The organism is Amycolatopsis sp. NPDC003676 (assembly GCF_053587275.1).
This window is the reverse complement of record NZ_JBSFNS010000002.1, coordinates 100,200-121,894: the sequence shown is the minus strand read 5'-3', so window position 1 is coordinate 121,894 and position 21,695 is coordinate 100,200. Positions and strand designations below refer to the sequence as shown.

Genomic DNA, 21,695 nt, shown 5'->3' with positions numbered 1-21,695 from the left:
TCTACGCAAACTTGCGTGCACGCAAGTTGCGTGCGTAGAGTGGCGGCGTCCCCGAACGAGAGGAAACCGCCATGCGCGGCAAGGGAATGACGTACGAGACCGGGTTCGTCCGCAATGGACGGTCGTCGCGGGAGAGCTTCGAACCGGAGGTGGTGAAACGCGAGCTGGCGATCATCCGCGACGACCTGCACTGCACCGCGGTGCATCTCGTCGGTGGCGATCCGGAGCGGCTGGAGCAGGCCGCGCGGTGGGCGGCCGACCTGGGACTGGAGGTCTGGTTCTCGCCGTATCCGCTGGAGCAGACCCACGAAGAGATGCTCGACCTCTTCGCCGACTGCGCGACCAGGGCGGAACGGCTGCGCGCCACCGGGGCGGACGTCGTGTTCGTGACCGGCGTCGAATTGAGCGTGATGAACCACGGCTTCCTGCCCGGCGAGGACGTCGCGGAACGGGTCAGTCTGCTGCTCGACGAACCCGAGGGCCGCGCCGAGCGGCTGGCCGCGGTGGGCAAGCGGCTCGACCCGTTCCTCGACACCGCCGTCAAGCTCGTGCGGGAGCGGTTCCACGGCCCGGTCACCTACGCGTGCATCCAGTTCGAGCAGGTGGACTGGAGCCGGTTCGACTTCGTCACGGTGGAACTCATCCGCTCCGCCGAGGTCGCGCCCATCTTCCGGGACGGCGTGCGAACCCTGGTGGCGCAAGGGAAACCGGTCGCGATCACCGGATTCGGGACGGCGACCTGGCGCGGCTCCGGCGACGTCGCGCCGCGGAGCATGGAAATCGTCGAGTACGACAAGGAAACCGGCGATCCGCTCCGCATCGACGGCGAGTACGAGCGCGACGAAACCGGGCAGGCGGCGTATCTGCGCGAGCTGCTGGAAATCTTCGACGAGGAGGGAGTGGACAGTGCGTTCGTGTTCCTGTTCGCGCTCTACAACTACCCCGGCGATCTTGACCTCGCCAGCTTCGGCCTGGTGAAGGTCCTGGAAGGCCGCTCGGGCACGGCGTACCCGGGCCTGAACTGGGAACCGAAGGAGGCGTTCACCGCGGTCGCGAAGCATTACGCAAAACCTTGACTCAGCGGGGTCCGGGCGGGTGAGATCCGGACATGTCGACGAAGACGAGCGCACTGGGCAACCGGGTCATGGCCAAGGCGGCGGTGCGGATCATGCCGCTGCTGATGCTGCTGTACTTCGTCAACTACCTGGACCGGGTCAACATCGGGTTCGCCGGTCCGAACGGGATGAACAAAGAACTCGGCCTCACCGCGACCGCCTTCGGGCTCGCGTCGGGGATCTTCTTCATCGGCTACCTCATCCTCGAGGTGCCGAGCAATCTCGCGCTGCACCGGTTCGGCGCGCGCCGCTGGATCGCGCGGATCATGATCACCTGGGGCGCGGTGGCCGTCGCGATGGCGTTCGTGCCGAACACCACGACGCTGGTGGTGCTGCGGTTCGTGCTTGGTGTCGCCGAAGCGGGGTTCTTTCCCGGCATCATTTTGTATCTGACGTACTGGTTCCCGGCGGCGCAGCGGGCGAAGGCGGTCGCGCTGTTCATGTGCGCGGTGCCGGTGTCGAGCGCGATCGGCTCGACCGTCTCCAGCCTGTTGATCAGCGGCGGCCACGGCATCTTCGGCCTGTCCGGCTGGCGGTTCATGTTCCTGGTCGAGGGCGTTCCGGCGATCCTGCTCGCGGTCGTCACGTGGTTCTGCCTGAGCGACCGGCCGGAAACCGCGAAATGGCTTTCGGCGGAGGAACGCGACTGGCTCACCACCGAACTCGACGGCGAACGCCGCGCCACCGAAGCCGAACACCACTGGCCGCTGCGGAAAGCGCTCACCCACCCGCGGATCCTCGGGCTGGCGTTCGTGTACTTCGCGGTCGTCTACGGCCTGTACGCGCTGGGCTTCTTCCTGCCGACGATCATCGCCGGGTTCGGCGAGGAGTTCGGCACGAAACTGACCGTGCTGCAGGCGGGTTTGGTGAACGCGATCCCGTATGTCGCAGGTGCGCTGGTGATGGTCCCGTGGGCGCGCCACGGCGACCGCGCCGGGGAACGGACATGGCACGTCGCGCTGCCGATGCTCGTCGGCGGCGCGGCGATCCCGGTCGCGCTGTATCTCGGAAACCCTTACGCCACCATGACCGCGGTGACCATCTGCGCGATGGGCGTGTGTGCGGCGCTGCCGACGTTCTGGGCGCTGCCGTCGAACTTCCTGTCCGGCGCGGCGGCTGCCGGCGGGATCGCGCTGATCAACGCACTGGGCAACCTGAGCGGGTTCGTCGCGCCGTACGTGACGGGCTGGCTGCGCGATCTAACGGGTACGCAGCGGACCGGTTTGTGGGTCGTCGGCGCGTGCATGGTGGCCGGGGCCGTGCTGGCGGTGGCGTTGGGGGCGAAGCCGCGCGCGTCTCGCCGGTGATCAGGAGGCGCGGCGGACCCGGTCGGTCAGCACTCGTACTTCGGTCTCGAACAACGCGTCGGCGTCGAGGCCCATCGCGGTGAAGCCGCCGCCGATTTCCAGGCTGACGAAGCCGTGCAGCCGCGACCACAACGCGACGGCCAGTTGGTGGTTCTCGCTGTTGGCGCGCCGCTCGTCGAGCACTTCCTCGTTCTCGTACGCGGTCGGCTTTTCCGCGGTGGCGGAATCGAGGTGGTGCAACACCCCGAGCAGTACGCCCATCAGCGACCGGGCGGCTTCGGCGAGCGGCTTGGCGTGCGCGTCGTATCCGGGGAACGGCGCTTTGAACAGCAACTCGTACCGGTGCGGTTCTTCCCGCGCCCAGGCCCGGTATGCGGCGGCCAGCAGCCGGACCTGCGCTTCCGCGTCGAGTGCGTCGGTGTCGAGGGCTTTCGCCATCGCCTCGCGGAGATCGTGGTACGCGTCGATGACCAGGACGGTCAGCAGTTCGTCGCGGCTGGAGAAGTAGCGGTACAGCGCCGGCCCGGAGACGCCCAGCTGCTTGGCGATGGCGTTGATGGAGATCGCCTGCGCGCCCCCGGCCGCGAGCTGGTCGAGCGCGACGACCTTGACCTCCTCGCGCACCTGCTCGCGGAACCGTTCGCGCATCGGCTTGCGGGTGCCTGCTGCGGGCATCCCCACCTCCTTGACGACGCCCGACGGTAACATGGCCGATCGTTCGGAAGACCTTCTAACTGTCGGTCCTGGTCGCGAAGGCTTGCTCGACGTCCTCGCGTTCGACGGCGGGACCAGGCACTTCCCTCGGCCCTTCGGTCGCGATGCCGTTGAGGAAGTGCGCGATCTGCCGTCTCGCCAGGTGGGTCCAGTCGAGGACAGAGGCTTTCGGCTGGGTGAGCAGGGTGCTGAACGCGATCAGGTCGGTGGCGTTGACCTGGCCGCGGATGCTGCCGTCTTCGCGGCCGGTCGCGAGGAAGAAACCGAGCCGTCGGTAAATCGACTTTCGCGCCGCTACGGCCTCCGGCGTGCCGAGCGGCGGCCCGCCGTGCAGCGGGAGCACGAGCTGGTCGGCGAGGTCCACGGTGCCTTCGAGATAGCGGGCGACCGCGTCGAGGCCAGTGCTGTCTTCGCCGTTTTCGATCTGGTCGAGCAGGCTGTTGAGCAGGCCGTACGCGCGGTGCTCCAGTGCTTGCAGCAACGCGTCGCGGTCGGGGTAGCTGCGGTAGAGCGTGCCGATCCCGAGACCGGCCTCGGCGGCGATGGTGGCCAGCGGAACGTGCCGGCCTTCGCGGAGCACCGCCGCGGCAGCCGAGGCGAGCAGCCGTTCGCGGTTGGCCTCGGCGTCCTTGCGGACCTTGCGCGGGCGGGACATCGGGTCTCCTTGCGGGGCCTGGACACTGCTCGCCAGTTTAGGCCAATGCCGGGAAGCGGACGGAATGTTCCGGATTTCCGCAGGGGTAGATTCCATTGCCTCGCAGGGAAAATCCGGTTGACCCGGCTGGCAAAGTGGAGTCACGTGAGTGATGACGCGAACCACCTCCTCCGTGCCGCCAGCCTGGCCACCCCGATGGCATTGCGCGTCGCGGTAACGCTGGGCCTGCCCGATCGGCTGCGCGCCCCCGGCACTGTCGACGACGTCGCCGCCGAGTTGGACTTGTCGCCGATCGCGCTCGACGTCCTGCTCGGCCACCTGGTCACGCTCGGGGTGGTCGAACGCACCGACGATGGCTACCTGACCACCTCTTATGGCGAGAATTTATGTGCTGACAAGGAAAACGGCGTCGCCAACCTCCTGCACCTCGACCGCGCCGCCGGCCGCGCCGAACTCGCTTTCGTCGAACTGGCACACAGCGTCCGTACCGGCGAGGCCGCTTACTCCCGCCGGTACGGCAAGGATTTCTGGACCGATCTCTCCGAACAACCGCACCTGCGGCAATCCTTCGACCGGCAGATGACCAACCGATTCCGCACCGAGATCCCGCAAGTAGTCGCCGGAATCGACTGGTCCGCATTCGACACGGTAGTCGACGTCGGCGGCGGTCGAGGAGATTTGCTCGCCGCGATTCTCGAAGCCCATCCGAAACTGCGCGCCCAGCTGATCGACCTCGAACCCACCGCGAGCGAGACCCGCGCCGCCTTCGCCGCACGCGGCTTCGCCAACCGCGTCGAGGTTCTGGGCGGCAGCTTCTTCGACCCGCTCCCGGCTGGAGCAGATGTCTATGTGCTGGTGGACATCCTGCACAACTGGGACGACGACAACGCCTGCCTCGTCCTGAAGCGGTGCGCGGAAGCGGCGGGCCCGTCCGGTCGGATTCTGGCGATCGAAGCGGTCAGCGGAATTCACGCGCGCACCGAAATGGACCTGGTCATGCTGGTCCATTTCGGCGGTCGCGAACGGCGCGTGGAAGAATTCCGCACCCTCGCCGATTCCGCTGGCTTAGTGCTGGAATCAGCGGCCCCGTTGACCGACCAGCGAGGCTTGCTGACATTCCGCGTCGCTTAATTCGGCGACCGGCCAAGCAGCCCGACCAGCCGATCCAACGGCGGCGCGTCCTCCGCGACCGGCACCGGCGGCGCGAACGGGCTCCGCTTCGGTGGAAGGTCGGCGAGCCGAGCCGCACTGAACGCGATTTCCCGCTCCACCAAGGCGTCCTCGAACTTCGGCTCCTGTCCGGTGGCGCGAGCGAGGTCCCAGCCGTGCACGAGTTCCTCGACGATCCGCAGATGCACCGCGGCGATCCCCGGAACCGTCCCGGCTGGGACCTCGAAAACCTGCTCCAACACCCCCGGCTGCCGGAATGCCGAAAGCAGCCCGGCCACCGCGTCCCGATAGGCCGCCACCGGATCGTCGCCGAGAGCGTCGGAAGTGCGCGGGTCCAGCGAGCCGCCCGCCTCGCCGCGCAGGACGGCCGTGAACAGCCGGTGCCCGAGGACCAGATGGTTCACCAGTTCGCGGACGGTCCATTCCGGGCACGGCGTCGGCGCGTCCCAGCGAGACACGCCAGCGACCAGTTCGCTGGCGGAATCGAGGACGGCGGCCAGATCGTCGACAGGGTTCATCGTTTCGCCTTTCGCAGGGGTCGCCAGTAGAGACACCGCCCGCCCCGGAAACGGAACGGTGGCAGGATGCGAAGGGTGGGCCAGGACATTCTCGATCGCGCACGCGCCGGAGACGCGCACGCCTTCCGCGAGCTGATCGAGCCCTATCGGCACGAGCTGCAGGTGCACTGTTACCGCCTCCTCGGCTCGCTCACCGACGCCGAAGACCTGCTGCAAGAGACGCTCCTCGCCGCCTGGCGCGGCCTGGACGGGTATGCCGGCCGAGCCTCGATGCGCGCCTGGCTGTACCGCATCGCCACCAACCGCTGCCTCAACGCCCTCCGCGACGCCGGCCGCCGCGTCCCGGCCGAACCGTCGCCGCCGTTCACCCCGACAGAACCCACCCGCCGCACCGAGGTGACGTGGCTGCAGCCCGCACCAGACCCCGCCGCGCACTACAGCGCCAAGGAAACCTTCGAGCTGGCGTTCGTCGCGGCCCTGCAGAAACTCCCGCCGCGCCAGGCCGCCGTCCTCGTGCTCCGGGACGTGCTCGACTACTCGACCGCCGAGGTCGCGGAGATGCTGGAGACCAGCCCGAACGCGGTCAAAGGCGCTCTGCAACGCGCACGGGCCCAGCTGCGCCAAACCGTCGAACCCGCCCCGCCGGCACCACGGGAACGGGAGATCGCGCAACGCTTCGCGGACGCCTTCAGCGAGGGTGACGTCGAAGGCGTAGTCGCGCTCCTGACCGACGACGGCTGGCTCGCCACGCCGCCCGCGCCGCACGAGTACGTCGGCCGGGAAGCCGTCGCCGCGTTCCTCACCAGGTTCGGCGAATGGCGCGGCACCCGAGAGTTCTGTTTGCTTCCGACGCGCGCCAACACCCATCCAGCCTTCGCCTGCTACCTCACGGAACCCGGTGGAACCGTCGGGCGTCCCGCCGGAATCCTCGTCCTGGCACCGTGGGGCGACCGAATCCGCACCGTCACCTGGTTCCTCGAACCCGGATTGTTCCCCCGCTTCGGCCTGCCCGAGGAGGTGTCGGCGTGCTGACCACCCTCGCGATCCAGAATTACCGCTCGCTGCGCGACCTGGTGCTGCCGTTGTCGCAGCTCACCGTGATCGTCGGCGCGAACGGCACCGGAAAATCCAGCCTGTACCGCGCGCTGCGGCTGCTCGCCGACGCCGGCCGCAACGGCGCAGTCGCCGCCCTCGCCGGTGAAGGCGGCCTTCCGTCGACGCTGTGGGCCGGTCCGGAGACGATCAGCCGATCCGTGCGCGAAGGCCGGACGTCGATACAACCGTTGCAGCGCACCAAACCGATCGGCCTGCGCCTGGGCTACTCCGGCGACGAATTCGGCTACGCCCTGGACTTCGGCCTCCCCGTCCCGGCCGAGACAGCCTTCAACCTGGACCCGGAGTACAAACGCGAATGCGTCTGGCACGGCCCAGTCCTGCGCCCGTCGGCGTTGCTGGCCGACCGCTCCGGCACGAGAGTCCGCATCCGAGACGAGGCCGGTAAGTGGGCCGAAAGCGGCCACTCGATCGCCCTCACCGACAGCATGCTGAGCGAATTCGCCGACCCGCGGGTGTGCCCGGAACTCCTGATCGTGCGCGACCGAGTCCGCGCGTGGCGCTTCTACGACCACTTCCGCACCGACGCCGACGCCCCCGCCAGGCAAAGCCGCATCGGCACCCGCACCTGGGCCCTGGACCACGACGGCGGCGACCTGGCTGCGGCCTTGCGCACCATCCAAGAATCCCTAGACGCCGACGCCCTGGCTACTGCGATCGACGACGCCTTCCCCGGCTCGTCCGTCGAAGTAGTCGCCACCGACGGCAGATTCGACCTCCGCTTCCACCAACACGGCCTGCTCCGCCCGCTGAGCGCCGCCGAACTCTCCGACGGAACCCTGCGTTACCTGCTGTGGGCCGCGGCTTTGCTGAGCCCGCGCCCGCCGGAGCTGCTGGTGCTGAACGAGCCGGAGACCAGCCTGCACCCGGACTTGTTGCCCGCGTTGGCCGCGTTGATCACCGCTGCGGCGAAGAAGACGCAGCTGCTGGTGGTGTCGCATTCTCAGCTGCTGGTGCGGTTTCTCGAGGATGCTTCGGTACTGGAACTGGAGAAGGAATTCGGCGCGACGGTGGTGGCCGGGCAGGGGCGGCTCGACCAACCGGCTTGGCATTGGCCGAAACGGTGAAACCTGGCAGGATGGCCGGTATGAAGATCAGAAAGGGTCATGCCGCGTAGGCCCCCGGCAGGGCTGCGTGTCCGCGAGCCGGAATACGTCCAGCCCGCCCCGCCCCACGCGCGAGTTCCGCGGGTTTCCGCGTCGGCACTGCGAGCAATCGCGCATTACGAACGCGTCGATCTCTATCCCGGCGGGATCGCCGAAGCGCTCGCCGCATGGAGCCGCTTCGTCCATGCTCCCTACCGGCAGCTGGACCGGCACACGGAGCACGGCGACGATTACGGTCCGTCGGACGATCCGGAAGTGGCGCGGATCCGGTTGGGCTGGGCATTGAAGCGGTTGCCGCGCAAGGCCTCCCGCGAGTTGTACGCGCGGGTCCGGCCGCTTGACGAGCTATACCTGGCCCGGTCGATTCCCTCGCCGGACGTCGCGCACCTTCGGGGGCTGCTCTAACGTTTCGCCCGCTGCCCTTCCGCCAACTGCTCGGTAATCGCCTCCGCGCCAAGACGCCGCTGCACTGCCGCCGCCACCCCGGGCGCGATCCCGCCGAGCAACGCCGTCAGCCGCAACCCGAATGGAGCCACGTCGATCTCCGCGAGGTTGCGTTCGGTCGCCCGCACGGTCGCCCGCGCGACGTCGTCCGGCGTCCGCGTGCCGACGCCGAACGGCAAGGTCGCCCCCGAGTCCGCGAACATGCCCGCATCGCTGATATAGCCGGGAAAAACCGACGACACGCCAACGTTGAACGGCCGCAAGTCCTCACGGAGCGCAAGAGCAAACCCACGCAAACCGAACTTCGTAGCGTTGTACAGCGAAGCCTGCCCAGACGCAGTCTTCCCAGAAAGCGACGAGATGAAGACCAGGTGCCCACGCCGCCGCGCCATCATCTGCTCGGCGACCAGCTTCGCCATCACGACTGGTGCCCGCAGGTTGACCTCAAACGCGCGATCGACCTCCTCGAGCGAGTAATCAGTCAGCAACCCCGTCGCGGGGAGAGCCGCATTGGCCACGACGATGTCGATTTCCCCTGCAGCGGCAAGAAGTTCCTCGACCGCACCCCGATCGGTGAGGTCGGCCGGAACCGCGCGCCCGCCCACCTCAGCGGCCAGCGGTTCGAGCAACTCGACCCGACGGCCGGTGAGCACCAGGTCGGCACCGCGCGCGGCCAACGTACGGGCGAGCGTCTGGCCGATCCCGCCGGTCGCTCCGGTCAGCAAGGTCTTCGCGCCCGGTAATTCCACAGTGGACAATTTCGCCATGCCCGCAGTGTCGCGCGAGCGGAACCGCCGGGTATTGCACAAATGTTCAGGCGAACGCGATGCGATCCGCCGCGAACCCGGCATCGGCGGCTAGCCGGCCAGGCGTCACTCCGGCGAACGCCACGACATCCCGGTGCAGATGCGACTGGTCGGTATACCCGCACTCGGCCGCGACATCGGCCGCACTGGACCCGGTCGCCAAGCGTCGCGCGGCGTGATCGAAGCGCACCAGCTTCGCCGCTCGCTTAGGCGGCAAGCCGACCTGAGCCCGGAACCGGTCCCACAACCGCCGTCTGCTCCACCCGCATTCGGCCGCCAGCGATTCGACCCGCACGAGGCCGCGGCTCCGCACGATCCGCCGCCAAGCCCAGGAAACCTCCGGATCCGTCGCCGGAACCGCCGAGAGCCGACGGGCGAAAGCAGCCGCCACCAGCGCGAACCGGGCGTCCCACGAACCGGCTTCGCTCAGCTGGTCCCGAAGCCGGTCGGCGTCCCGGCCCCACAACTCGGTCAACCCCACCGCCCGGTCCAGCTCTGCGGGTCCGGCACCCAGTCCAGCAGCGGCCAACGGCGGCAACCGGACTTCGACGCATTCGAGGCTTTCCCCGCGCAGCCGAACCCCGCGCGGCGCGAGCCCGGCGACGAAGCTGCCGTGCTGCGCGCCGTCGTCCACGAGGAGTTTGCCGTCGCCGAACTCCAGCACCACCGTGATCGCCGGATGCGGCACCACTCGAAGATCGACCGACCCGCCGGCCCGGTGGCGGAATCCGCCCAGGGAGAACGGACCCGCGCGACCGGGCCGCGCGACCTTCCAGACGCCGCTCTCCACTACCGCAGTGTAAGAGTCAGCGAGGCCGCACGGGTCGTCGCGCGCGAGTCGTCTTCGCCGAAGCCCGGACCGGCCGATACGGCTCCGGCACCGGCAGCCGCAGGATCCGGCCGATCTTGCCCGGCCCCAGGTGGTTCAGGTCGGCCACCGCGGCGGGCTCGTGCCGCGCGCAGCTGGCGAGCACGCCGAACAGGAACATCGTCACGATCAGCGACGTCCCGCCGTACGACACCAGCGGCAGCGTCACCCCGGTCACCGGCAGCGCGTTCACGACGTACCCGATGTTGACCGCCGCCTGCGCCACCAGCAGCACGGTGATCGTCGCGGCGACGATGCGGATCCACGGGTCGAGGTTGCGCGTCGCGATCCGCAGGCCGACCAGCGCGAGCCCGCCGAACAGCAGCAGCACCACCGCGCAGCCGAGGAACCCGAGTTCTTCGCCGATCAGCGCGAAAATGAAGTCGTTCTGCACGTTCGGCAGGTACTTCCACTTCGACGCGCCCTGTCCGAGCCCGACGCCGAACAGCCCGCCCTCGGCGAGCGCGTACTGCGCCTGCACCGCCTGGTATCCGGCGCCGGAGGTGTCCGCGTCGGGGGAGAGGAACGACAGCACGCGCGCGAGCCGGTAGTCCGCGACCAGCGCGAGCACCACGAACCCGCCGACGCCGCCGGCCAGCAGCGCGGCGAACAACCGCCCCGGCGCGCCGGAGAACCACAGCAGCGACAGCAGCACGATGCCGAGCGAGATCGTTCCGCTGAGGTTCGGCTGCGCCATCACCAGGGCGAACATCAGCAGCGCGACCGGAACCAACGGCACCAGCAGGTGCCGCCAGTGATGCAGCAGCCGGGCCTTCACCACGAGAATGTGCGCGCCCCACAAGGTCAACGCGACCTTCGCGAGCTCGACCGGTTGCAGCGTCAGCGGACCGAGCGCGAACCACCGCTGCGCGCCGTTCACCTTCGCGCCGAGCGGGGTGAGCACCAGCGCGAGCATCGCCAGCGTGACGAGCATCAGCATCGGCGAGAGAGACCTGATCCGCCGCAACGGAATCCGCAGCCCGGCCCACAGCGCGACCAGGCCGATGAGGACGAAAATGACGTGCTTCTGGAAGGTGCTGTACACCCCGCCCGGCTGCGCGGACGACGCCGACAGCACCATGATGACGCCGAGCAGCGTGAGCAGGCCGCACAGCGCGAGCACGAGGTGGAACGACGCCAGCGGCCGGGACAGCCAGCCGACGATCGCGACCGGAACCCGGCTTCGTCTGTTCCGTGTCGTAGCCACCCGAGCACCGCCGTCCGCCGATTTTTCGGCGCGGGAAAGAACGCGCCGGACCGATTATGCCTGCTCTGTCCTGAAAGGACATTGAGGCGCGCGGAGTGTCCGCGGTCTCGTTCGCGGTGCTGAAGCTATTTCACGAGTTATTTGACGCACGGGATTCCGCCTCCGCTCAACGCCGGCGGGGGAGCAGGGGTGGTGTTTCCGTGCGCCAGCGGGGTCACGTACGCGGCCGGGCTCGGCACCGGGGTGCCGCTCAGCAGTTGCGCGACCAGTGACTGGATTTGCGCGGTATTGACGAAGTTGACGTCTTCCCCGGACGGGCTCTTGCCGAAATGGTCGACCGGAAGGGTCACGAAACTGACATTCCCGCCGGTCAGGCTGGACGCTTGTTTCGCGAGCGCGAGCAGGTCCAGCGAACTGTCGACCGCGGTGTTCTGCTTCGCGACATCCAGAATTCCCTGGAGTTTCGCCGGATTCGTGAAGGTCCCGCCCTGTTTGAGCTGATACGCGAGCGAGGAGATGAACGCCTGCTGCCTGCGTTCGCGGTCGAGGTCGGTGAAATTGAGCGACGGATGCACGTAGTCGCGGCGCTGCCGGACGAACTCGACGGCCTGCTCGGCGCTGATCTCCTGCTGGCCGGCGTGGAAGTTCGCGCCCGAGTAGCTGTCCTGGGTGTCCTCGTTGAGGCACACCGTGATCGGCTGGACGACCTGGGCGATCTCGAAGAACGCGACCAGGGTGACCTCGACGAAATGGTCGATCGGGACGTCGCCGAGGAATTTCCGGACGGTGTCGATTTCCGCCCGGCGGCCCGCGTCCCGCGCCTGCTGCTCGCGCTGGGATTTGTCGGTGACGTTCTGCTGGACGAGTTGCTTGGCCTTTTCGTCGAACGCCAGCCCGTAAGCCTGTTTGATCTTGCCCTTGCACACGTTGTCCGGGCAGCCCGCCAGCGGAACGTAATCGTCGCGCGGAATCGAGATCGACGTCGCCTTGCCGCCGTTGCCGGGGACGTGCAGCAGCATCAGCACATTGGCGTTGTAGCCGCCGTCCTGCTGGTCCCCGGCGTGCAGCGAGTTGTAGATGTCCTTCGGCAGCGGGTTGCCGTTCTCGTCGAGCCGCGAATCGAGGCCCATGATGAGGATGTTGGTGTCGCCGCCGCTGGAGGTCGACTGCCCGTCGAGCACGTCGGAAACCTGCAGCCCGGACACGATGCCGTTGTAGGCCGCCCAGCCGTAGCCGGTCAGCGAAAGCGTCAGCGCGGCCGCGAGAGCCAGCGCGACCCGGCCGGTGATCCGCCGTCGCCGGGCAGCGGCGCGGGCGGCGACACCGCGCGCCGCCGCACTGCGGGATGCGGCGGCGCGTCTGTCGTTGGGGTCGGTCATCAGGCCTTCCGGTGCCGGGGCGTCACGGTTACCCACTGTTGTGCACACTCGCTGTGTACACGCTGAGAAGTAGTCTCACGCAGAGTTAACCCAGAGCCAGTTGGACGAGCTTCACGATGACGAGCGCCATCGCCAGGAGCAGATACGTGCGCAGCGCGGTCAGCCCGATCTTGCGTCCGGTCGACATCTCCGGCGGCGGCAAGTACTGCAGCGGCGGCATCCGCCACTCCGCGCGCCCGGTGCGATCGATCGGCGCGGCGCTCCGGCGGCGGCGAAGCAGCGCGTACCCGGCTGTCAGCACGCCGATCCCGCCGCTGACCGCCATGATCAGGAAAATCTGGTCCGCGCTGATGTCGGGGAACAGCACCGCCGCGGTGAGGATCACCGACAGCACCACCAACACCCCGACCACCACGGAGGTGAACAGGTTGGTGAGCCGTCCGTTGACCCACGGCCCGAGCACCGCTTTGTCGTTGCACAGCAGCAACAGGAACACCGTCGCCGACGGCAGCAGCACTCCGGCGAGCGTCTGCACTCCGGTGGTGAGCAGGCCGAGCGGCGAGCCCGGGATGAGCACGATGGTGGCCGACAGCGCGACGAGACCGGCGTACACGGCGTAGAAGCCCTTCGCGTGCCGCGCCCCGCGATGCAGCGAGTGCTTCATCCCGAAGACGTCACCGATCGCGTACGCGCTCGAGAGCGACACTGCGAACGCGCCGACGATCGAAGCGTCCAGCAGCGCGACCGCGAACAGCGCGCCTGCTGTACGTCCTGCGTAAGCCTCAATGCCGTCCGTGACGCCAGCTGTGTCCGTGAAGGACGTGCCGGTACCCGCGAAGGCCGCCGACGCGATTCCCATGATCGCGGCCGCGCCGACCATCACCACGACCAGGCCGATCCACAGGTCCGCCTTCTCGTACCGCATGAACCGCGGCGTGATGCGCTTGTCGATCACGTAGGACTGCTGGAAGAACAGCTGCCACGGCGCGACCGTGGTGCCGACGATCGCGATGATCAGCAGCATCAACTCGGCCATCCCGCCAGGTCCGGCGGGCATCGTGGGCACCAGTCCGCCGAGCATTTCCGCCGGTGCCGGGTGCGCGAACACGTACACCGGGATCAGCGTCAGCGAACCGAGGCAGAAGAAGATCGCGATCCGCTCGAACCGCCGGAAGCTGCCGGTGAACGCGGCTCCGATGATGACGGCCGCGGCCAGCACGACCGACGGGACCGTCGGCAGGCCGAGGTAGCGCGTCGCCATCGTGATGCCGATGAACTCGGTGACCAGCGTCAGCGCGTTGAGCAGGAACAGGTCGATCACCGAGAACGCGCCCCAGAACTTGCCGAAGCGTTCGAGGATCAGCCGTGCGTGCCCGACGCCGGTGACCGCGCCGAGGCGCAGCACCATTTCCTGGTTCACGTACAGCACCGGGACGAGCAGCAAGAGGGTCCACAGCAGCTTCGGGCCGTAGTTCTGCCCGGCCTGGCCGTAGGTCGCGAACGCGCCGGCGTCGTTGTCGCCGACCAGCACGATCAACCCCGGCCCGACGATCGCGAGCAGGGTCTTGAGCTTGGCGGACAGGCCGGTCCGGGGCGCGCAGTCGCCCGCTCTGATGGTGCCGAGCGCGCCGCGGATGTCGCCGACGTGCTGCTCGTCGAGGACGGCGGTGGTGCGCCGGTCGATGCTTACGGTGGTGTCGGTGGTCATGCCGAGCACTCCCTTCGGCCCTCTTTCAGGGCCGATCAGGGCACCCGCGACCGCCGGTTTCCGCGCACATGTGGCGACCCGGCCGGACGGACGGGGGAAACCGGGCTCAGCCGGGGATGCCGGAAGGTGGGGACAATCCGGGGTCCGGGGGCGTACTTCGCCCCGGGCTCGTACCGCTCATCGCCCTCACCTCCCCGCGGCTCGTTTCCGGTATCCGGTTTCCGGGCAGGGAAACCCCGCCCGGGAGCCACTCAACGCCATCCGCCGGATAACTGTCAAGCAATTGTACAAGTGTTGTAGTCATCAGTGTGACTCAGGTCACCGTCGAGATAATGTCGAGAACTCCGCCGCGGCTCCGTCCCCGCAGCACCTGACCGTACGACGTTGAGGAGACCGACATGGAACCGCAGGAAGTCGCCGAGGTCCTGAACCGCCCGCTCAGCCGCGAACTGCTCGCCCGCGACCTGACCCGGCTGGCGTACGTCGCGAAGGACGGCACGCCGCGCAGCATCCCGATCTCGTTCAGCTGGAACGGCACCGAGGTCGTCATGTGCACCACCAAGAACTCCCCGAAACTGCACGCGCTGAAGGAGAACCCGATGGTCGCGCTGACCGTCGACACCGAAGTGCACCCGCCGAAGATCCTGCTGCTGCGGGGCCGTGCCGAACTGGACTACACCGACGGGATCCCGGACGAGTTCCTGGAAATGAACGGTTCCTACGAGATCACGCCCGAGCAGCGCGTCGAATGGGAGGCGGAAATCCGTTCTCTCTACGCGGAGGGCATGGTCCGCATCGTCGTCACCCCGACCTGGGCGAAGCTCATCGACTTCGAAACCACGCTGCCGTCCGCGGTCGAGGAACTGGTGCAGCGCCGGGCTGCCAGTTCGGAGAACCCCGCCGTCACCGGCTGATCCACTACACTGAATCGCCTACACGCGAACGTGATTCCCTCCACGCGCGAAGGCGGAGCGCATGATCCTGGTGACGGGTGCGAGCGGCAATGTGGGATCAGCGCTGGTCGCGCACCTGCGCGCGGCCGGGGTGCCGTTCCGCGCCGCCTATCATTCCCCGGAGAAGGCAAGGAAAGCCGCCGCCGACGGAATTGACGCGGTCACCGTCGAAATGTCCGATCCGGCCACCGTGCAACCGGCGCTGGCCGGAGTGTCGAAGGTGTTCCTGCTCGGCGCGATGAGCCCCGGACAGACCGGCAACGAGTCCAATGTGGTCGAAGCCGCGGTGTCCGCCGGGGTCACGCACGTGGTCAAGCAATCGCTGTGGCGAGCAGACGAGGAACTCACGCCGATCGCCCGGCTGCACCGCCCGGTCGAACGGATGCTGGAAACGTCGCCGCTGTCCTGGACCTTCCTCCGCGCGAACTTCTACCTGCAAGCGTTTTCGGGAAACTGGTCCGGAACCATCCGGTCCGGAAATTTCTTCGCCAGCCCGCTGATCCGCGGCCCGATCGCATTCGTGGACGCCGAAGACATTGCCCGCGTCGCGTTCCGCGCCCTGACCGAGGACGGCCACGCAGGCAAGGCGTACGCACTCAGCGGCCCTGAGGCACTGACGTACAACGAGGCCGCGGCGGTGCTGTCCGACGTGCTGGGCCGTCCGATCGCGTACCGCGGAATGTTGAACGAGCAAGCGCTTTCGGCGTTGGCGGAAGCGGGAATGTCGTCGTTCCACGCCAAAGCGCTGGTCGAGGTGTGCAATACCTATGTGGACGGCGGGGCGGAAACCGTGACGTCCACGGTCGAGGAGGTCACCGGCCAGCGGCCGCGGAGTTTCCGCGAGTTCGTGACGGCGCATCGGCGGTGTTTCGAGCCAGCCTGATCCGTCTATTGTGGACGATATGTTCCCGCTCTAGGCAGCAGGCTTCCCGCTGTAAGCATTGAGAATCTCGGACAACGAACCCTGCTGCCGCACCTGTCCCTCATCCATCCACAACGCGGTGTCACAAAACTCCTTGAGCATCTCCTCGGAATGATTCGCGAACACCAGAATCCCGGATCGTTTCACCAGATCCCGGAGCCGATCGCGCGCCTTGCCGAGAAACGCCGCGTCGACCGCGCCGAGTCCCTCGTCGAGCAGCAGGATCTCCGGGTCGATCGTGGTCACGACCCCGAGCGCGAGCCGCACTCGCATGCCTGCCGAGTACGTGCGCAACGGCAGCTCGAGATAGTCGCCAAGCTCGGTGAACTCCGCGATGTCCTCGACCCGCTTCAGCATCTGCCGTCGGCTCATCCCCAGAAACAACCCCTGGACCAGGATGTTCTCCCGCCCGGACTCGCCCGGATCCAGTCCGACCCCGAGATCGAACACCGGCGCGACCCGCCCCGCGACCCTCCGGACGCCGCGCGTCGGCTCGTAAATCCCGGACAGCAGCCGCAACAACGTGGACTTCCCGGCCCCGTTATGCCCTACCAACCCGACCCGGTCGCCCTCGCCGAGCCGGAACGACACGTCCCGCAACGCCTCGATCACCGGCACCTTCGCCTCGGTGCCGATCTTCCCGCCGATCTTCCCGAGCACGCGCTTCTTCAGCGACCGCGTCTTGGCGTCGAAGATCGGGAAATCGACATAGGCGTTGCGTATCTCGATGCTGACCAAGATCCCTCCCCAGATGTGAATGGAAACTACCATTCGCATTTGGTCCGCCGCCAGGTAAGGTTCCCCGAGTGAGTCAGACCAGCGAGGGCTTCCGCCCGCCGCAACAAGCGCGCAGCCGGGCTTCGCTGCAGAAAGTCCTGGCCGCAGCCGAACGCGTGCTGGCCGAGCAGGGCTTGGAATCGTTCACTGTCGCCGAGGTCGCCGCGCAGGCCGGGATGTCGGTGGGCGCGATCTACCGCCGCTTCGAGGGCAAGGAACAGCTGCTGTACGCCGTCAAGGACCAGCTGCTGACCGAGCTGGAAGCCACCGTCCGAGACGCCCTCCAGACAGCCGCCCCCGGCCTCCGTCCGATCTTCGACGCCTTCGTGGCCGCCCTGGCGAAGACGTTCCAGGAACACGACCGAATCTTCCCCGAACTCCTGGACGCCCAACGCTCCGACGGCCGAGACCGCGGCCTCGCCGCCCTGTCCGCGATCCAAGGCGCTCTGCTGGAAGCCCTGGCACCCTTCCTGGCTGAGACCGACGGCGTGGAAATGGCAGCCCGAACGATCATCGGTGCATGCATCCACCGCGCCGCGACCTGCAGATTCTGGCCGGACGACCGGTCTTGGGCGACGTGGGCGGAGGAGGTAGCGGAAATGGCACTGGCGTACCTGTCTTCACCAGCCGCAGCGCCGCACTCGGGCCCCGCTAGGATGTAGGCAGCAGTACGCGAATGCCCTCGTAGCTCAGGGGATAGAGCACGGCTCTCCTAAAGCCGGTGTCGCAGGTTCGAATCCTGCCGGGGGCACATCTTCACTGGTCACCGAGGTGGTCAGGGGTTTGCTTCCACTGCGCTCGTGTCCGGCTCGGCGGCTGTGGCTGGGGCCGCGTCTTAGTAGAAAAGAATGTCCTCGCCGGACGGGCAGGTCTCCGAGATGGTCGGGACCGCGTGCATGGTGCGTCCGTGGGTGGCCTGCCGCCATCTCGTCGACCTCCCCGAGGGCTATCACGCCGCGTCAAGGGGGCGGTTCGGGTGGCATGCTGCGGACTGCGGCGAGGTGCCCCCTTGACGCGGCGTGATCGGGCTGCGCCAGGTCGACGAGATGGCGGAGAGGCCACCCAGTTGCAGGTGGTCATTTTCTGGAAACCACTGGCCGCCAGTTGTGGGCGCGGCACGCCAAAAAAGCCTCGCCGAAAGCTGCGTGTGCTGGTCAGCTGCATCATCCATCGTGATCGACCGGCGAGCGACGCCCACGCCCGACTTTCGGGCCTACAACCCGATGCACCACAACACCTACCGTAAAGCATGGTCTAGACCTCTCATGAGAGGAAACCCGCGATGAAGTTTTCCCGCTCCGCCGTCAAAGTCGGGATACTGACCGCCGTGCTCGGGACGGTTTCGGTGTTCACCGCCGTCCCGGCGCTCGCGCACGGCTCGATGGGCAACCCGATCAGCCGGATCATGCAATGTTTCCAGGAGGGTCCGGAGAATCCGCAGTCCGCGGCGTGCAAGGCCGCCGTCGCGGTTGGGGACAGCTGGCCGATCTACGACTGGGACGAGGTCAACATCGGCGACGCCAGCGGTCGCAGCCGTGAGATCATTCCGGACGGCAAGTTGTGCAGCGCCGGCCGGGACAAGTACAAGGGGCTCGACCTCGCCCGCGACGACTGGCCGGCCACCACGATGCCCAGCAGCGGCCCGTACACCTTCCAGTACCAGCTGACTGCCGCGCACGAGGGCACCTTCGAGCTGTACGTCACCAAACCGGGCTACGATCCGACGAAACCGCTCAAGTGGTCCGACCTGGAAGACACCCCGTTCTACAAGCAGGACAACCCGCCGATCGCAGGCAACGCCTACCAGCTCCAGGCGAACCTGCCCGGCGGCCGCACCGGCAGGCACCTGATCTACTCGATCTGGCAACGCCACTGGCCCGACTCCGGCGAGGCCTTCTACTCCTGCTCGGACGTGATCTTCAACTGAGCGGTCCGCCCGGCGGCGGTAGCGAAGGCCGCTGCCGGGCGACCAGCTCAACGCGCCAACGCGCCCCTAGTCCGCAGAAACCGCCAGCACAGATACGCGCACACGCCTACCGCGGGCGCCCCGCCCAGCAACGTCGCGGCAATCCCAAGCGGCGTAACCAGTCCGGCAAGGTACAACGGCACCAAAGCCGCCGTGGCGAGAACGTATTTCGCCAAGAAAATCCCGGTGCACAGCTGATAACGCCGTCGCCGCGGAGGATCCCGCCGCCAGCCAAGCCGTTCGCCTCGCCCCAGCACCACCCCGATCACCGGCAGACGCACCAGGATCGACAGCAGGAACACCGCACCTCCGGCCGCCTGCATGAGCACCGCCGGCAGGTAGAAGTCGACCGCTCGCCCGGTGCTCCCGGCCAGCAACGCAGACGCCCCCACGATCACCAGTCCGATCGCCGCCTGCCAGTACTTTCGGTCGGTGAACGCGTGAATCCCGGCGAACACCGCCACCCCGCCGACCGCGATCAGCGACGCGGTCGACACCTGATCGGTCACCAGATAGGCGATCAGGAACACCACTCGCGACGCGATCCCTTCGGCGACAGTGCGCCAGCCGCCCACCGCGGCGAACAACGATAACGACTTCTCGGTCAGCAGCGCGAGTCTCATGCGCTCGCCTTGACCGGCACGGAGTTCCGCATGGTCTCTTCGTACGAGCCGATCGCGTCGAGCAGCTCGCGTTGCCCGCGGTTCGCCTCGATCAACGCCGTGCAGAGACGATGCGCGTCCTGCATCGCGAGGTTGCCGCCGAAACCCGGGGCTAGATGGATGGCATCGCCGAGGAGGGTCACCGGGCTGGCGGGCCAGGCGGGGATCGGCGGGATCATCCCGATGCGCAGCGTGGCCGTCATTTCTGGCCACGCCTCGTCGACGATCCGCTGAAAGGCGCGAGGAAGATTCTCGGCTGGGCCAGGCAAAGCCCACATCAGGTAGTCCTCGACCCCGGCGACCGCACCCTCGCGCAGGGCGGGCAGAAATCGTTGCCGCGCCACGGTCGGCGGCGAGGTGAAACGCAGCGCGCTCACCACCATCGTTGAGTCGCGGATCCTGGCGACAGCGGGATTGTTGCCGATCAAGCCGGGTAATCCAGTCACTGCGGACAAGGCAGTCGCGCCCATCAGCATGCGTCGTCCGGTATCGACCACCTGCGCCTGCGGCAGGTACTGCCGACGGACCGCCGAACCGATCCCGTCCGCGCCGACCAGGACGTCAGCCGTATCCGTGCTGCCGTCGGCAAACCACGCGCGGACCGTGCCGTCGGCTTGTCGCTCGAACCGCGTGAACTCCGCATCGAAGCGAACCGCGTCTTCCACGCCGGTCAGCAATACCGCCCGCAGCAACGGACGATGTGCCTGCCGTCCAGGTCGTGCGCCGGACGGCTCGGTATCCACGACCGCGAACGCTCCGTCCACTTCGGACACTGAAAGGGTCTGGTCACGCAGCCCGCCCATCGTGGCGTCGATCATCGCGGCGTGCGCTGAAGGCAAGGACCCCCGCAACGCCGTGCTGCCTCGGTCGTCGATATGCAAGCTGACGCCTTGCGCCCGTCCCCGAGTGCCGTCTCGCTCGTACACGGCGACGTCGAGGCCCGCCCGGCGCAGCCCCTGGGCGAGCGTCAACCCGCCCAGACCTGCGCCGATCACGATCACTTTCATCGCAACCCCCGGTTTCTTCATCACTGATGAAGTTCAGGCTAGCGCGGGTCGACAGGAAACTCCACCAACGATGAAGAAAGCTCGGTTAGACTCACCGGCGTCATGGCAGAACAGAACGCTCGCCCCGGACGCTGGCGAACCGGGGCGGAGAGCAAGCAGCGGATCCTGGACGCGGCACGCGCGCTGTTCCGGCAGCACGGCTACGGCGGCACCACCGTGCGCGCGGTCGCGGGCGAGGCGGGCGTCGACCCGGGGATGGTGTTCTACTTTTTCGGCAACAAGCAGGGCCTCTTCGCCGCGGCGATCGAGATGTCCGCCCAGGCCCCGCCCGCCATCGAGGCGGTCTTCGCCGGCGGACTCGACGGCCTGGGGGAGCGCATCGTCCGGACGCTCGCGGAGAACCTGGACGCCTCGGGCCGGACCCCGCTCGCGATGCTCACCCGCGCCGACGACCAAGCCGATGCCCTGCTTCGCGAGTACATCGACCGCGAAATCACCGGACGGCTGGCGAAGCTGATCGACACCCCGGACGCCGCGTTCCGGGCCGGAATGGTCAACGTCCAGCTCTTGGGGCTCACCGTGGCGAGGTATGTCGTGCGGATCGAGCCGATCGCGTCAGCGCCGGTCGACGAGCTGGTCGCCCGGTTCGGGCCGCTCGTGCAGCGCTGCTTAACCGAGGACGGCTAAGCGAAAAGCCGGTCGAGATACTGGTCGATAGCCACCAGCGCGGCCCGGGGTTCGATCACGTCCAGCTCAAGCAGCGGCGTCAAGCCCGTCAACGCGAGGACGAGGTTCGTCTCGACGGCCGGGTCGCGATCGACGGCGATGTGCCCGTCGGCAATGGCTTGCCGGATCAGGTGCTCGACTAGCGCTCGCTTTTCGCGCAGGTCGTCACGCAGCTTCGTGTGCAACTCCGGGTCGTGCAGTGCTTCGAGGACGTACGCGGCGCTCATCCGGCTCGTGGCGCGAGCGTCGGGATGCAGCGGCAGCATCTCGGTGAGCGTCACTCGCAGCACCTCTCGAGGGTGCGTGGCGCCGGCGAGGCTCTCCGCGACCCGGCGCGAGGTCTGTTCCGCGGCGAACTCCATCGCGAAAGCGAGCATCGCGGTCCGGGTCGGAAAGTAGTGCTGCACCTGACCGAGAGACGCTCCCGCCTCGTGGGCGACCTCGCGCATGGTCGCCCGGTCCCAGCCTTGCTGCGCCACCACTCGCCACAACGCGCGCGCGATCGCTTCCCGGCGCTCGCGGTGGTCGACCTTCTTCGGCACGTCAGGCCTTTCCCTCGTTCCAATACAAAT

The 21,695-nt window shown here is 67.8% G+C and carries 23 protein-coding genes and 1 tRNA gene; 12 read left to right on the top strand and 12 right to left on the bottom strand.

Going from position 1 to position 21,695, the window contains the following annotated elements; all coding sequences use genetic code 11:
• The first annotated feature begins 71 nt into the window (after positions 1-71).
• Both ACWDNU_RS01745 and ACWDNU_RS01740 read left to right on the top strand, forming a co-directional pair.
• Complete coding sequence (locus tag ACWDNU_RS01745) at positions 72-1,076, top strand: hypothetical protein (RefSeq protein ID WP_449667310.1); 1,005 nt, start codon at positions 72-74, stop codon at positions 1,074-1,076.
• A gap of 32 nt (positions 1,077-1,108) precedes the next feature.
• Positions 1,109-2,422 (top strand): MFS transporter, encoded by a 1,314-nt coding sequence (locus ACWDNU_RS01740; protein WP_449667309.1) that lies wholly within the window; start codon positions 1,109-1,111, stop codon positions 2,420-2,422.
• Here ACWDNU_RS01740 and ACWDNU_RS01735 read toward each other — a convergent pair whose 3' ends face one another.
• Together ACWDNU_RS01735 and ACWDNU_RS01730 are read right to left on the bottom strand one after the other, a co-directional pair.
• Complete coding sequence (locus tag ACWDNU_RS01735; protein WP_370933924.1) at positions 2,423-3,097, bottom strand: TetR/AcrR family transcriptional regulator; 675 nt, start codon at positions 3,095-3,097, stop codon at positions 2,423-2,425. It lies immediately after the preceding gene.
• 55 nt (positions 3,098-3,152) lie between these two features.
• The gene (locus ACWDNU_RS01730) at positions 3,153-3,791 is read right to left on the bottom strand and encodes a TetR/AcrR family transcriptional regulator (RefSeq protein WP_449667308.1); all 639 of its coding nucleotides are present in this window, start codon (positions 3,789-3,791) and stop codon (positions 3,153-3,155) included.
• Positions 3,792-3,935: 144 nt separating this feature from the next.
• On the opposite strand from ACWDNU_RS01730, the gene ACWDNU_RS01725 reads away from it, so the two are divergent.
• Entirely contained in the window at positions 3,936-4,922 is a 987-nt protein-coding gene (locus ACWDNU_RS01725) for a methyltransferase (RefSeq protein ID WP_449667307.1), read from the top strand.
• Here ACWDNU_RS01725 and ACWDNU_RS01720 read toward each other — a convergent pair.
• On the bottom strand, positions 4,919-5,479 hold the full coding sequence (locus ACWDNU_RS01720; RefSeq protein ID WP_449667306.1) for a TIGR03086 family metal-binding protein: 561 nt from the start codon (positions 5,477-5,479) through the stop codon (positions 4,919-4,921). The two genes, ACWDNU_RS01725 and ACWDNU_RS01720, sit on opposite strands and share 4 nt — an antisense overlap.
• A gap of 66 nt (positions 5,480-5,545) precedes the next feature.
• Between ACWDNU_RS01720 and ACWDNU_RS01715 the strand changes: the two genes are divergently transcribed.
• The 3 genes from ACWDNU_RS01715 to ACWDNU_RS01705 are packed head-to-tail and all read left to right on the top strand — an operon-like array spanning position 5,546 to position 8,103.
• A complete protein-coding gene (locus tag ACWDNU_RS01715) occupies positions 5,546-6,511 on the top strand; it encodes an RNA polymerase subunit sigma-70 (RefSeq protein WP_449667305.1) in 966 nt (321 codons plus the stop codon).
• Positions 6,505-7,659 (top strand): AAA family ATPase, encoded by a 1,155-nt coding sequence (locus tag ACWDNU_RS01710; protein ID WP_449667304.1) that lies wholly within the window; start codon positions 6,505-6,507, stop codon positions 7,657-7,659. The genes ACWDNU_RS01715 and ACWDNU_RS01710 overlap by 7 nt, the downstream gene beginning before the upstream one ends.
• A 39-nt stretch (positions 7,660-7,698) precedes the next feature.
• Positions 7,699-8,103: a hypothetical protein gene (locus ACWDNU_RS01705; protein ID WP_449667303.1), complete on the top strand. Its 405-nt coding sequence runs from the start codon at positions 7,699-7,701 to the stop codon at positions 8,101-8,103.
• Here the strand turns inward: ACWDNU_RS01705 and ACWDNU_RS01700 are convergent.
• The 5 genes from ACWDNU_RS01700 to ACWDNU_RS01680 form a co-directional block, all read right to left on the bottom strand.
• Positions 8,100-8,909 (bottom strand): SDR family NAD(P)-dependent oxidoreductase, encoded by an 810-nt coding sequence (locus ACWDNU_RS01700; protein ID WP_449667302.1) that lies wholly within the window; start codon positions 8,907-8,909, stop codon positions 8,100-8,102. The two genes, ACWDNU_RS01705 and ACWDNU_RS01700, sit on opposite strands and share 4 nt — an antisense overlap.
• A gap of 46 nt (positions 8,910-8,955) precedes the next feature.
• Positions 8,956-9,738, bottom strand: coding sequence for a helix-turn-helix domain-containing protein (locus ACWDNU_RS01695; RefSeq protein WP_449667301.1), 783 nt, complete (start codon positions 9,736-9,738; stop codon positions 8,956-8,958).
• Positions 9,739-9,754: 16 nt separating this feature from the next.
• Positions 9,755-11,023: a putative lipid II flippase FtsW gene (gene ftsW / locus ACWDNU_RS01690; RefSeq protein ID WP_449667300.1), complete on the bottom strand. Its 1,269-nt coding sequence runs from the start codon at positions 11,021-11,023 to the stop codon at positions 9,755-9,757.
• Between the two features lie 137 nt (positions 11,024-11,160).
• Positions 11,161-12,402 (bottom strand): LCP family protein, encoded by a 1,242-nt coding sequence (locus ACWDNU_RS01685; protein WP_449667299.1) that lies wholly within the window; start codon positions 12,400-12,402, stop codon positions 11,161-11,163.
• An 85-nt stretch (positions 12,403-12,487) separates the two neighbouring features.
• Complete coding sequence (locus ACWDNU_RS01680; RefSeq protein WP_449667298.1) at positions 12,488-14,110, bottom strand: NRAMP family divalent metal transporter; 1,623 nt, start codon at positions 14,108-14,110, stop codon at positions 12,488-12,490.
• A gap of 398 nt (positions 14,111-14,508) precedes the next feature.
• Here ACWDNU_RS01680 and ACWDNU_RS01675 point away from each other — a divergent pair, with 398 nt between their 5' ends.
• Together ACWDNU_RS01675 and ACWDNU_RS01670 are read left to right on the top strand one after the other, a co-directional pair.
• Positions 14,509-15,024 (top strand): pyridoxamine 5'-phosphate oxidase family protein, encoded by a 516-nt coding sequence (locus ACWDNU_RS01675; RefSeq protein WP_449667297.1) that lies wholly within the window; start codon positions 14,509-14,511, stop codon positions 15,022-15,024.
• Positions 15,025-15,085: 61 nt separating this feature from the next.
• Positions 15,086-15,946: an SDR family oxidoreductase gene (locus tag ACWDNU_RS01670; protein ID WP_449667296.1), complete on the top strand. Its 861-nt coding sequence runs from the start codon at positions 15,086-15,088 to the stop codon at positions 15,944-15,946.
• A 30-nt stretch (positions 15,947-15,976) separates the two neighbouring features.
• Here ACWDNU_RS01670 and wzt read toward each other — a convergent pair whose 3' ends face one another.
• Positions 15,977-16,723 (bottom strand): galactan export ABC transporter ATP-binding subunit Wzt/RfbE, encoded by a 747-nt coding sequence (gene wzt, locus ACWDNU_RS01665; RefSeq protein WP_449667295.1) that lies wholly within the window; start codon positions 16,721-16,723, stop codon positions 15,977-15,979.
• A 68-nt stretch (positions 16,724-16,791) separates the two neighbouring features.
• On the opposite strand from wzt, the gene ACWDNU_RS01660 reads away from it, so the two are divergent.
• From ACWDNU_RS01660 to ACWDNU_RS01650, 3 genes are all read left to right on the top strand, one after another.
• Positions 16,792-17,424, top strand: coding sequence for a TetR/AcrR family transcriptional regulator (locus tag ACWDNU_RS01660; RefSeq protein WP_449667294.1), 633 nt, complete (start codon positions 16,792-16,794; stop codon positions 17,422-17,424).
• 16 nt (positions 17,425-17,440) lie between these two features.
• Positions 17,441-17,513, top strand: a tRNA-Arg gene (locus tag ACWDNU_RS01655).
• A 531-nt stretch (positions 17,514-18,044) separates the two neighbouring features.
• Positions 18,045-18,689: a lytic polysaccharide monooxygenase auxiliary activity family 9 protein gene (locus ACWDNU_RS01650; protein ID WP_449667293.1), complete on the top strand. Its 645-nt coding sequence runs from the start codon at positions 18,045-18,047 to the stop codon at positions 18,687-18,689.
• Positions 18,690-18,736: 47 nt separating this feature from the next.
• On the opposite strand, the gene ACWDNU_RS01645 is transcribed toward ACWDNU_RS01650, so the two are convergent.
• Complete coding sequence (locus ACWDNU_RS01645; RefSeq protein ID WP_449667292.1) at positions 18,737-19,351, bottom strand: DUF3159 domain-containing protein; 615 nt, start codon at positions 19,349-19,351, stop codon at positions 18,737-18,739.
• On the bottom strand, positions 19,348-20,397 hold the full coding sequence (locus ACWDNU_RS01640; RefSeq protein WP_449667291.1) for an FAD-dependent oxidoreductase: 1,050 nt from the start codon (positions 20,395-20,397) through the stop codon (positions 19,348-19,350). The genes ACWDNU_RS01645 and ACWDNU_RS01640 overlap by 4 nt, the downstream gene beginning before the upstream one ends.
• 102 nt (positions 20,398-20,499) lie before the next feature.
• On the opposite strand from ACWDNU_RS01640, the gene ACWDNU_RS01635 reads away from it, so the two are divergent.
• The gene (locus ACWDNU_RS01635) at positions 20,500-21,084 is read left to right on the top strand and encodes a TetR/AcrR family transcriptional regulator (RefSeq protein WP_449667290.1); all 585 of its coding nucleotides are present in this window, start codon (positions 20,500-20,502) and stop codon (positions 21,082-21,084) included.
• Here ACWDNU_RS01635 and ACWDNU_RS01630 read toward each other — a convergent pair.
• Complete coding sequence (locus ACWDNU_RS01630) at positions 21,081-21,665, bottom strand: TetR/AcrR family transcriptional regulator (RefSeq protein ID WP_449667288.1); 585 nt, start codon at positions 21,663-21,665, stop codon at positions 21,081-21,083. The genes ACWDNU_RS01635 and ACWDNU_RS01630 overlap by 4 nt on opposite strands.
• Between the last annotated feature and the right edge of the window lie 30 nt (positions 21,666-21,695).